Here is a 10,292-nt window from a genome sequence, read left to right as displayed (position 1 = left end):
AGGTCAATGCCATACAGACCGAGGCCTACAACCAATCGATCGGCAAGAACCACACCAAATGGAAGCCCGGCTACAGCGACATCAACTTTGATGTCAACGGGCACATCAAGAACGCGATCGACCGGGTAGGCAACCGTACCATCCAGTATGTGAGCGATGCACAGGGCATGATCCTGCTGCGGGACGAGATCACCGGCACGATCACCCCACCCAACTATCGCCACCACCCTGCCAACTACAACCCCGGCACGGCCGCCAACAAGGTGGCCCGCTACTACTACGTGGACGGTCAGCGTGTGGGGGACATCAGCAACACCGGGGACAGCCGGGTGGACTACCTGCAGTCCTTGAAGGACCGCAAGGACAAGAAGAGCGGCAACTACGCGGACTGGACACCGATCGCGAGTGCGGATGTTGACCAGAGTTACGAGCCGATCGGGGCGAACACCCCGGGCAATGTGGCGGGGAGTTATACGGTCAGGAGCGGGGACACCCTGCAGAGCATCGCGCTCAGTGTGTGGGGGGACAGTGCGATGTGGTTCTACATTGCGGATGCGAACGGGCTGACCAACACGGATGCGTTGGTCGCGGGGACGGTCTTGACCCTGCCCAACAAGATCACCAACGTGCACAACAACAGCGGGACGTTCCGTCCCTACAGTCCGGGTGAGGCGATCGGGGACACCAGTCCGACCCTGCCCACCGCACCTGCACCGCCCAAACCCAAGGGCGGGTGTGGGGGACTGGGGGCGATCATCGTGGCGGTGGTGACCGTGGCGGTCACCGTTGTTGCTTGGCAATTGGGGCCGATGACGGCCGCCGCACTTGGCAACTTGGCAAGGCATTAAGTGGCTTCAAGTACACCGAGATTGCAGCACGTGCTGCCATTGGTAATACAGTCCATCAGGCTGTTGGCAACCTGACGGGCAGTCAGCAGGGCTTTAGCTGGACGAGTGTCGCGGTCAGCAGCCTCGCGGCGGCTGGCGGAGCGGCGTTCTCGGACAAGATGGGCTGGTCAGGAGAAAACATAAGTACCTTTGCCGAGAAGCATCCTGTACTCGCGGATTCCTTAAGCATAGGCTCTGGTGCAATCATCTCAGCGGCAACCCGCCTGACCATTCAGGGAGGTAAGCTCGACTGGGTGACCGTGGCGGCGGATACCCTCAGTGGCTTCGTGGGCGCACGGCTACAGGCAAATCCGATATCTAACCGCTCATCTGGATTCGTATTTGATGGTAAGTCACAAAAAACCGGGATTCAGCTGCGCCCCGAAGACTTACCAACAGACTTCCGTAACTCCGTGGCGAGCAGCGATCTTGATGATGCAGAATATCTGCGTGTTATAGACGACATGAATGCAGGTCATTCCATCAGTGATGAAGATCGCTATTTTGCGGCTGGGCACCGTATGCGGCTGGCGGGAGCGACTGAAGCAGAGATCACTAGCGTAAGAAAAGAAATGCTGGATCGCGGCCTTTTCCCAGCCATGTACGATCCTGATAGTGCACTCGATACTGGTATGAACTTCGGTATCTTCAGCAAAGCGCAGCAGCTGGCTACTTTCAGAGAGACTGACATAACGGGGGATGTCCTTAAACTACAACCAGTGGATGTAAACTTCAGCGCCTTCAGGCATTCACCGGTACTCGGCAGTGATGCTCTGGATATTGGTTCGATGAGGCTGGGTAAATTCGGCATGGATATCAGCCAGCGGATTGAACAACAGCCATCCTTGGGATATGCATTACTGGCAATTGACTTTGTGGCTGGGCCAGTCGCGTTTGGGGCTCGTGCACTGCTGGCTGAAACCCCACTGGGAGATGCTGTTGCCAATGTACAGGAAGCTGTATTTGCAAAGGCCACAGGTGCCTTTGAACAGGCAGGTTATGATCCTTCGGAAGCAGTCGAAGGTGCCAGTGGTATCTTCCTTGCACTGGGCATCACGACGCTAGGCGCACCTAAAGCACTCAATGGCCTCGGTCAGGTGGTTGATAAACTCAAGAACTTACGGAACAATGGGGCAAACAGTGCAGGCGGGGTAACTGCTAGCACCGCAACGACAGCCCGAATCACCGGACAACTGGTTCAAGACATTGCTGAACGTGCGGATGTTTGGGGGGCACGACAAGGCTTAGGGAATGGTCCGGTTGCAGGCACTCTCAAGCATGGCTATGCCGATGCACTTCTAACGCGTTATCAACGCATGTACGGCGACTTGGGATTGACAACTGAGGTACGTTATACGAACGGCAGACTGTGGCAATCTGGCGATCCACTGAAGGGGTCTGTTCGTCTGGACGTAGTTGAAGGCCCGCTTTCAAACCCGACTGCAATCTACGATTACAAGTTCGGAGGTGCTCAATTGTCTCCAAGCCGGATTACTCAAATCCGTAGCATTGCGGGGGGCAACAGCAACGTACCAATTTTTCCAGTCAGGCCATAATTGTGAGTATCAAACCGTTAACAAAAAATCAGTTTAGTGAGGTTGTTGCTTGCTATGGAAAAGCCTTTGCTGGCTGGGATGTTGTCGCGGGCGAGAGGCTAATTAGGTCAAGCGGCCCCTTGTTGCAGCAGATAGGTTTCGAGGCATTGCGTTCTGGAGCCTATCGGCCATCCGTAGCTGTGCGAGTTTTAATCGCACCAGGGGTTGTTCTATTGCCGCAATTCTTGGACATCCGTCATCGTGAAATTTTTGCTAGAGAGCACGCATCAAAGTGGGAGCGCGTTGTTGAAGCTATTGAGCAGCAAATTTACCCGTCCGTGCGTGCCCCCTTGGACGTGAGAGAAGTGATTGAGCTCAGCACAAAATTGACTTCTGGTAGCGCAAACGACATGTGCGGGCTTGCTGCGCTCAATGCTTACATTGGTAATCGTGAAGAGGCCTTGGCTTGGTGTCGTCAGCTAGATGACAAGATGCGGGCTTCTAACCGCCAACTGGAGAAATGGGAAGCGGCATATCTGCGCTACACGAAGGATTTGGCGGCAGCGATCAATGCAGGAGAAGTGGACGCCTACTTGCAGCGACAAAAGGTGGCGTAGCCCGCGTAGGGCGCAATAACCAGCGGGCATTGCGCCGAATATCTGGTACGCCATATCCATCCGTCGCAGGCGTACAACCCGGCGGTCAAGAACAACAACCGTGCCTAGTGTCCCGGCTACAGCGACATCAACTTTGATGTGAACGGGCACATCAAGAACGCGATCGACCGGGTAGGCAACCGCACCATCCAGTATGTGAGAGATGCACAGAGCATGATCCTGCTGCGGGACGAGATCACCGGCACCATCACCCCACCCAACTATCGCCATCACCCTGCCAACATGGAAATAAATGGGGTCAGTCTGATCTTACCCACGTTTGGTGGACACCTTAATAAGGGGTTGATTGATTTATATAGTAGTGGCGGCCTGATCTGCACCTACTTTTTTTCTCCGATCCGCATCAGCTCATCCACCAATCCAGCCTCACCTTCCATCGCAGCTCCAACTTCGTCCACCAGCGATGAGAAACTTGGGTCGTTCCTGAGCTCTTCACCAAACTGCCAGGTCAGTACGTTCTCCACAAACAGTCTGACGACTTTGTGCTTTTTGCGCACATCGTCTTGATCGATCGCGCTGATCAGGCCGACGATTCTTTGCTTGAGCGCTTCAGGTGTCGGCTTCTGTGCCGGTGCCCGCTGGGCTTGCGTATGGGTGGATTTATCAGCACCTGAAACCTGGCCTTTGGCCGTGGTTTCTGTCACCGCTTTTCTGCGGATGAGTTCGGCGATGCTGTCGAGTGAGGAAAGCGGGTCCATGGAATGGCACTGAATCAGTTGGGCTTGTCTGTATTATTGTACGCGGATAGCCAGACGTGGCCAGACTCACTCGCGGTCACGTCTGCACTGTTTGCTACAGCGGTTTCCACTGCTTCCGGCAGGCCAGCCATCACGTTTTCCATATCGCGCGTGAGTTCCGGGCTGAAGTCATTGGCGGCGATGCCTTGATCAAGCAAGCGGCGGGCTTCGCCGTATTGCTCTGCTGCCAGGTGTTCTAGCCCGGTTTTGAATAAATAAAGCGCATGCCGTTCAGGCAGCACATCAAGCTTGGCCCAGCTGGCCTTGGCTTCAGTCACTTTACCCATGGTCATTTGCAGCAGCCCCAGCTGAAAACTTGCGGTATGCAGCTCGGGGGCAAGCTCGATGGCGCGGGCCATTTCTGATTCGGCTTTGTCGTACAGGCCGATCTGGGCGAATTCCGCACCCAACACATAGGCCAGCTTGCCGTCTTCAGGGAAACGGCTGACGCCTTCTTTCAGGTAGGAAATGGCTGCGCCATGTTCACCGCGTCGGGTGGCCTCGATGGCGAGGTGCAGCAGCTCATCCTGGGTGAGTATGTTGTGGGTTTGATTCATGGTGTTCTCCATCGGCTAGGTGTTCGATACAACTACTGAGTTAATGGGGTAAAGCGCTGCATGTCTGGGAGATTGCCTGCCAAAAGGTTAATAATCCGTTCGCAATAGCTTAAGTTCGTCATAGTGCTCGTACAATCGCCGTAAGGCGCGGTGGTGAATCTGCGATACCCGTCCTTTGGATATCTGCATCCGCTCGGCGATGTGGTCAAAACGTACTTGCTGAAAATAGTGGTAACGAATGACCTTTTCTTCCGCCTCCGGCAATGTGGTGACCAGCCGATCTACCACACGGATCAAGTCACGCAGCTCATGGCTGCGGTATACATTGTGCTCCTGCACTTCCTGGCCTGATTGGTACATGCCGGAATCGTCCAACATGTAACCGATGGCGGTACCAAGCGCGATATCCACCAAGCGCATGAAAGGGTTAGGGTCCGTATTGGCCTCGGCAACCGACAGCAGCAATTGTTGCATGCGCTCTTTGCGCAACCTGGCACGTGCCGAGATCTGCTCCTGCCGCTCACAATACTTCTCCACCCCGGTGAGGATCGCACCTTTGATGCGGTGCGCTGCAAATGTCTCGAAGCTGGCACCATGCATAGGGTCATATCGATCGATCGACTCCATCAAACCCACCAGCGCATGTTGCCTGAATTCATCAAATTCGATGTGATCCACTTGCCGGTTGGCATACAGTTTGGCAGCCAGCATGTTGGCAAAGCTACTGTATTGCTGGATGAGTGTTTCCCTAGCCTGACCGGAGCGCTCACGCAGAAACGCTTCCCAGATGGCAGAGGCTTGGAATGCGGTTTCCACAGTGGCCAAGCCCTGCTAGGAAAAGCTGCCCATGAGTGATTTGACTACCAAGTTCCAGCCATCGATCAGGATGAACATCAGCACCTTAAGTGGCAATGAAATGGTGATTGGCGGCACCATCATCATGCCCAAGGAGGTTAATACACTGGCCACAATCAGATCAACCAGCAAAAATGGCAAGAACACCATGAAGCCGATCTGGAAGGCCGAGCGTAATTCACTCAGCATAAACGCGGGGATCAGCTGTGTGATGCTGATGTCATCTACGGTGGTTGGCTTCTCGTCACCGGACAATTCCACCATCAAGGCCAAATCCGACTCCCGGGTTTGTCTCACCATAAAGTCGCGCATGGGCTTCACGCCCTGCTCAATCGCAACGCCCAGCGTCACCTTGTTCTGCTGAAATGGCAACCAGGCTTGCTGGTTAACCTCTTTCCAGACTGGCTGCATGGAAAAAAGGGTAAGGAACAGCGCGATACTCAGCAGAGCGGCATTCGGTGGCGTGTCCTGCATGCCTATGCCGTGTCGCAACATGGAAAGGACCACGATGATGCGCAAAAACGAGGTGGTCGCGATGAGTAATGTGGGAATCAGGCTGAGTGCTGTCAGCAACACCAGAATACGGATCGCTGAGGCAAGGTCACTTGATTTGGAATTGCTGAGTACATTTAGATCAGTTAGCCCGGCCAGTGCGTTGGCATCTGCAGGTGCTGCGATGGCAATAGAGCTGCAAACCAATAAAGCGCTCAACAATAGAAGCTGAATCGTTCTTGTCAGCGATGATGACGTCATGAACCTAAACATCAATCGCTCTCTGGACTGGCTTTGTGGCCTTTGCATCGGAAAGGCGTACAAGGCGGTCCCCGCTTTGCCCGATCAGCAGCACCTCGCCGTCAAACGTCACTACATACAGTGTGGCTTTGGCGTTGAGCCGGACTTTTTCGACTACTTGTACGCGTTGACCATGGCGTGCAGGGATCAGGGTGCTGAATTTCGGATTCTTCTTGATCAACACATAAAGAACACCAGCTACCCCCAGTAGCAGCAGCATGACGATGCTGACACGCGTGCCGTGACTTTCAAATGGCGTTGGCGCTTGCTTGAATGGAATCTGACTTTGCCCTGTCGGGCTGGCTATCTGTTCGGCAATGCTGGCATGGTTTGTTAACAGCCCCCATGCCAATAGCAAAGGTAGCAATATCCGGCTTAAGCTCATTTGGCAGCAGGCGTAGCCAGAATGTCTTGAATGGCAATGCCGAAGCGATCACCGACCACGACCAGATTACCTGAAGCAATCGGTTTGCCATCCAGTCGTACGATCAGCGGCGCATGATGCGACTCCTGTAGCGCAACAACCGAGCCTTTGTCCAGAGAGAACAGCTCTTCTACCGAGATTTCTGCTGAACCGACCAGCACCTCAACCGACACCTTGAGCCCGGAAATAATGGAAAAATTCCCATTCAGCAGCTTGGTACCATTGGTGTTGACTGGCGTAAGTTCAGACAAGGCCACTTCTTTTGCGACACGTGTTTCCGGCTTTACCGGAATGGATGATTCGTTTTGCTTCATGATGCCCTTTACTCAATAAATTGAACTGCTTTTTGATTGCCGCGAACGCCAAGATGCACTTTGGCAACGATGCGCTTGTCCTGGGTGCGTGCGGTAAGTGGCTCATGCATGGCCGTGCCTAATTGAATGACATCACCCACCTCCAACTCTGCAAGCTGTTGCAGGGAGATTTCAACGCTGCCGACCATAACTTCCAGTCTGGTGGTGAGGTGGCCCAGCGACTTGTCTCGAGGTATCAAGGAAGCTGGCGCATGAGCCACGGGGGCCTTAAACCCGGTGCTGTTGATGATGCGCTCAACCAATGCCCCACCAAACACAATCTGCTGTGATGGCAATCCACCACCCAGCGTTAACTTGAGCATGCCGCTGCCAGGACCGCGTCTGATGTCACCAGCAAGACGGCTACTCTCTGATAGATTTATCTGGGAAGCAACATCCAGCGCAGAGATGCGACCGAAGAAATCCTGAATGCATTCCTGCATCAATGCCTGCATGAGCGGCGTTGGCTTGGGGTATTGCCCCAACGCCACCCCGAATATCAATGAGAGTAGACGATGAACGCTTGGATTGGAATAGTCCCAGGCCGCCCAGGACTCTGGTGCGGTACCGAACAGTTTCCAGCTGGCCTGCTCCTGGACTGTGAAGTCTTCTATGTTGTCTAGGGAAAGCGTGAATTCAGGGGGCGACTTTATCCAGTGCGCCCCCCAGGCCGCGACCAAGCCTCGCAAAGTGCTTTCCAGCGTTGAGCGCTCGGACTCACCGATCAGGCGGTATGGCAGCACACTCATTATCGACGGCCTCGAATCTCACCCAATTGCTGAATCATCTCATTAGCCGCAGAAATGACTTGCGAAGAAGCCTGATAACCGCGTTGCACGATGATCAGCTCACTAAACTCCTGAGCCAGATCCACATTGGATAGCTCGATGCCGCTGACTTGCAACTTGCCCAAAGCACGCTCACCTGGCGTACCCAGGAAACGCTCAGACTGACCAAACACGGAATAACGGTTACCGCCCTGTGCTTGCAGGGCGTTTTGATCACTGAAATATGCCAGTGCCAGCTGGTCACTTTTATCCGTCTGACCATTGGAATAAGTGAGCACCAGATTACCATCGGTATCGAGTGCGGTTCTGGACAAAAACCCGGCTGCATAGCCATTTTGAGACTGAACTTTCAGCGACGAAGCACTGCTCGAGAAGAAGTTACTGGCTGAGACATCCAGCGTAAGTTGGGTGGCACTTGCGCCTTCACCAGGGGCATAACTGAAGATATGTTTATTGAAGGCCGGATTGGAGAGCCCGCTGCCATCGTAGCGAAACTCCCCGGCGGTTAGCTCAGTGGTCCCCTCAAGCAGCTTGAATGTCCACTGCCCAGGCACCGTTGCACTATTGTTAGTGAGGCGCAATGTGAGTTGATGTTCTTTGCCTAGCGAGTCATACACCACAATGTTATTCACATCGAATGTGGTCGAGCTGTTGGAAAGTGAATCGGTAAACACGATTTCGGTGGTGGCTTTAGGTGGGTTGCTGCGCTTCCCCGAGATATTGATTTCTGTCAAAGCACCGTTACGAATCCCATAAACACGGGCACCATCGTCGCGTGTAGTGAGAATGCCGTTGCTATCAAATTCGAACTGACCAGCACGGGTATAAAAGGTTTTACCGTCTTTATTGACCACAAAAAACCCGTTGCCATTGACCGCTGCATCCAGATCATTGCCGGTCTGGCGGAAATCGCCTTGAGCGAAACTGGTGGAGCTATTACCGGCCCGGACACCGCCACCCTGAGAAAAGGGCAAACCCTGTTGATTGGAGCCAGCAAACTGGTACTGATAAAACAGATCCAAGAAAGCTAGGTCGCTGCCCTTATAGCCGGTGGTATTCAGGTTGGCGACATTGTTACTAATGTTGGAAAGGCCTTTTGAGTAGCTGGTCAGCCCACTCATACCGATATAAAGAGATTCGAGCATAGCGACTCCTATCGCACCACGGAGACTTGAGAAAGGCGGATGCCCGTCAGCAATTCACCATCGGCAGTTCGTATGGTCAGATTAGGCTGGCCTTCTGAGAAGGCCAGCGATGTTACCGTGCCCACAGCAGGCAGCGAGGTCGTCTGGACTTCAACTGTTTTACCAATCAAGCCGATCGATTGAGTCGTCGCCTGAATGGTCAGCAAGGTGTCGATTCGCTCATTGATCTGTGAGGTTTGTGCCAAAGAGGAGAATTGCGCCATCTGGGCAAGGAACTCCTGATTGTCGAGTGGCTTTAACGGATCCTGGAATTGCAGCTGTGCCAACAGAATGCGCAAGAACTCTTCCTGCCCCAATGCAGATTGCTGTACGACAGTATTCTGCAGTTGTGATGATGCTCCACCAATAAAATCAACGGCCATCATGACTCCTTAAACTTGTGTGTTGCGGTTGATTCAGCAGATATCTCTGCTGGCCATTAATGACCACCCTGACCAGGCTGGCTCCAAGACTACCCATGGTTTGATTCAAATCTTTCAGAAAGGCCCGGATCCTGGTTTCGCTATCCAGATCCGGGTCACGCACCCATACTTCCACGCCCTGGCTGGAATTAAGTGCCAGCATGTTTTTCAGTGACCACTCGGCTGTAGGTTTCAGCAGATTGAACCAGTAACGCATGCTGATATCACCTATGGCTGCATCCGCCAGCTTAACCGGGACTTGAGAAAGCGCAGGTACAGCAAGAGATTGATCCAGCAGCTTCGTAGTGGAATGCTCCAGTGATGGATGCGCTGCCACTTTTTCCAAACCAGCGCTGGCGTGTATTGTTGGCGGCGAATTCACCTGGACACTCGCCTCTGATAAACCAGATTGACTGACCTTCTGCGTGGGAAGATTGGCCTGAGACTCAGGCAAGTGATTTTGCGCCCGTTGTTCCAAACCTGGGACTATCTTGGTTTTGCTGAGTGCCTCACTCAAACCGGTCTTTTCCAGCGAATATAACCAGGCCTGTTTATCGGATCTCCCTTGCGTTGCCTGACTACCACCCTGCGTGGGAGTAAAAGTAAGCGCTTGTTCAACGTGAGTCATGGTCAGGCCTTCGTTACAAATCGGATGGTATATTCATCATCGGCAGCTGCATATGCACGACGGTCATCAATCACCTGCTTTTGCGCTAATTCACGCTCTGCAAGTAATTCCAGTGAGCGCATCTCGGTGTACTTGGTATTGAGTCCTTGCAGTGCGTAATTCTTTTGAACTTGCACCCCCTCAAGGGATTCTTCTGCCTGTTCAGACTGAGTAGTCAGGTGTGCGAGGAAACGCCGACGTTCTATCATCTCCACTGCCGTCAGAAAAAGCCCGGCGGATTCATGGTCACGAATCTGGTGGGTATATCTATCTTGAACGTCCCGAGCCGCCCGCACGCGCTCTGCTGCGACGGTGGTTAACTGATCAAGACGCGCCATATCCTGACGCAAAGCATCTAGCTCGTGTTTTTTCATCTCCAGTAGTCGAGTGATTTTCTTAGTGCGCATGGTCGCT

Annotated in this window: 14 protein-coding genes; 3 read left to right on the top strand and 11 right to left on the bottom strand. The window is 53.4% G+C overall.

Annotation, left to right across the window (positions count from 1 at the left end; genetic code table 11):
* The 3 genes from ED236_RS09315 to ED236_RS09305 form a co-directional block, all read left to right on the top strand.
* Nucleotides 1-848 (top strand): LysM peptidoglycan-binding domain-containing protein (locus ED236_RS09315; RefSeq protein WP_148042279.1); only part of this gene is annotated, 848 nt, incomplete at its 5' end.
* Nucleotides 794-2,443 (top strand): hypothetical protein, encoded by a 1,650-nt coding sequence (locus tag ED236_RS09310; protein ID WP_123237690.1) that lies wholly within the window; start codon nucleotides 794-796, stop codon nucleotides 2,441-2,443. The genes ED236_RS09315 and ED236_RS09310, both read left to right, overlap by 55 nt.
* 2 nt (nucleotides 2,444-2,445) lie before the next feature.
* Entirely contained in the window at nucleotides 2,446-3,039 is a 594-nt protein-coding gene (locus ED236_RS09305) for a hypothetical protein (RefSeq protein WP_123237689.1), read from the top strand.
* 380 nt (nucleotides 3,040-3,419) lie between these two features.
* Here ED236_RS09305 and ED236_RS09300 read toward each other — a convergent pair whose 3' ends face one another.
* The 11 genes from ED236_RS09300 to ED236_RS12835 all read right to left on the bottom strand — a co-directional run bounded on the left by ED236_RS09300 (nucleotide 3,420) and on the right by ED236_RS12835 (nucleotide 10,285).
* Nucleotides 3,420-3,797 carry a hypothetical protein gene (locus ED236_RS09300; RefSeq protein WP_123237688.1) on the bottom strand — a complete coding sequence of 126 codons (378 nt, stop codon included), beginning with the start codon at nucleotides 3,795-3,797 and terminating at the stop codon, nucleotides 3,420-3,422.
* Between the two features lie 14 nt (nucleotides 3,798-3,811).
* Entirely contained in the window at nucleotides 3,812-4,393 is a 582-nt protein-coding gene (locus tag ED236_RS09295; protein ID WP_123237687.1) for a tetratricopeptide repeat protein, read from the bottom strand.
* 87 nt (nucleotides 4,394-4,480) lie between these two features.
* On the bottom strand, nucleotides 4,481-5,209 hold the full coding sequence (locus tag ED236_RS09290) for a sigma-70 family RNA polymerase sigma factor (protein ID WP_148042278.1): 729 nt from the start codon (nucleotides 5,207-5,209) through the stop codon (nucleotides 4,481-4,483).
* 15 nt (nucleotides 5,210-5,224) lie between these two features.
* Nucleotides 5,225-6,013 carry a flagellar type III secretion system pore protein FliP gene (gene fliP / locus ED236_RS09285; protein WP_205125668.1) on the bottom strand — a complete coding sequence of 263 codons (789 nt, stop codon included), beginning with the start codon at nucleotides 6,011-6,013 and terminating at the stop codon, nucleotides 5,225-5,227.
* Nucleotides 6,006-6,425 carry a flagellar biosynthetic protein FliO gene (locus ED236_RS09280; protein ID WP_123237685.1) on the bottom strand — a complete coding sequence of 140 codons (420 nt, stop codon included), beginning with the start codon at nucleotides 6,423-6,425 and terminating at the stop codon, nucleotides 6,006-6,008. The genes fliP and ED236_RS09280 overlap by 8 nt, the downstream gene beginning before the upstream one ends.
* Nucleotides 6,422-6,778: a FliM/FliN family flagellar motor switch protein gene (locus ED236_RS09275; RefSeq protein WP_123237684.1), complete on the bottom strand. Its 357-nt coding sequence runs from the start codon at nucleotides 6,776-6,778 to the stop codon at nucleotides 6,422-6,424. Before ED236_RS09275 ends, ED236_RS09280 begins: the two co-directional genes overlap by 4 nt.
* Nucleotides 6,779-6,786: 8 nt before the next feature.
* Complete coding sequence (locus ED236_RS09270) at nucleotides 6,787-7,566, bottom strand: FliM/FliN family flagellar motor switch protein (protein WP_123237683.1); 780 nt, start codon at nucleotides 7,564-7,566, stop codon at nucleotides 6,787-6,789.
* Entirely contained in the window at nucleotides 7,566-8,750 is a 1,185-nt protein-coding gene (gene flgF, locus ED236_RS09265) for a flagellar basal-body rod protein FlgF (protein ID WP_123237682.1), read from the bottom strand. Before flgF ends, ED236_RS09270 begins: the two co-directional genes overlap by 1 nt.
* An 8-nt stretch (nucleotides 8,751-8,758) precedes the next feature.
* Entirely contained in the window at nucleotides 8,759-9,172 is a 414-nt protein-coding gene (locus ED236_RS09260; RefSeq protein ID WP_123237710.1) for a flagellar hook assembly protein FlgD, read from the bottom strand.
* Nucleotides 9,162-9,839 (bottom strand): hypothetical protein, encoded by a 678-nt coding sequence (locus ED236_RS09255; protein WP_123237681.1) that lies wholly within the window; start codon nucleotides 9,837-9,839, stop codon nucleotides 9,162-9,164. The genes ED236_RS09260 and ED236_RS09255 overlap by 11 nt, the downstream gene beginning before the upstream one ends.
* 2 nt (nucleotides 9,840-9,841) lie before the next feature.
* Entirely contained in the window at nucleotides 9,842-10,285 is a 444-nt protein-coding gene (locus ED236_RS12835; RefSeq protein WP_240032097.1) for a hypothetical protein, read from the bottom strand.
* Between the last annotated feature and the right edge of the window lie 7 nt (nucleotides 10,286-10,292).

Source organism: Pseudomethylobacillus aquaticus, assembly GCF_003730115.1.
Taxonomy (GTDB): domain Bacteria; phylum Pseudomonadota; class Gammaproteobacteria; order Burkholderiales; family Methylophilaceae; genus Pseudomethylobacillus; species Pseudomethylobacillus aquaticus.
The sequence above is the reverse complement of the archived record's forward strand: the minus strand, read 5'-3'. Positions and strand labels throughout refer to the sequence as shown.

Excerpts from the sequence above, each read along its gene's own strand:
- ED236_RS09295 (WP_123237687.1), bottom strand. The coding sequence starts at position 4,393 with ATGAATCAAACCCACAACATACTCACCCAGGATGAGCTGCTGCACCTC.
- ED236_RS09275 (WP_123237684.1), bottom strand. The coding sequence starts at position 6,778 with ATGAAGCAAAACGAATCATCCATTCCGGTAAAGCCGGAAACACGTGTC.
- ED236_RS09270 (WP_123237683.1), bottom strand. The coding sequence starts at position 7,566 with ATGAGTGTGCTGCCATACCGCCTGATCGGTGAGTCCGAGCGCTCAACG.
- fliP (WP_205125668.1), bottom strand. The coding sequence starts at position 6,013 with ATGTTTAGGTTCATGACGTCATCATCGCTGACAAGAACGATTCAGCTT.
- ED236_RS12835 (WP_240032097.1), bottom strand. The coding sequence starts at position 10,285 with ATGCGCACTAAGAAAATCACTCGACTACTGGAGATGAAAAAACACGAG.
- ED236_RS09280 (WP_123237685.1), bottom strand. The coding sequence starts at position 6,425 with ATGAGCTTAAGCCGGATATTGCTACCTTTGCTATTGGCATGGGGGCTG.
- ED236_RS09260 (WP_123237710.1), bottom strand. The coding sequence starts at position 9,172 with ATGGCCGTTGATTTTATTGGTGGAGCATCATCACAACTGCAGAATACT.
- flgF (WP_123237682.1), bottom strand. The coding sequence starts at position 8,750 with ATGCTCGAATCTCTTTATATCGGTATGAGTGGGCTGACCAGCTACTCA.
- ED236_RS09300 (WP_123237688.1), bottom strand. The coding sequence starts at position 3,797 with ATGGACCCGCTTTCCTCACTCGACAGCATCGCCGAACTCATCCGCAGA.
- ED236_RS09255 (WP_123237681.1), bottom strand. The coding sequence starts at position 9,839 with ATGACTCACGTTGAACAAGCGCTTACTTTTACTCCCACGCAGGGTGGT.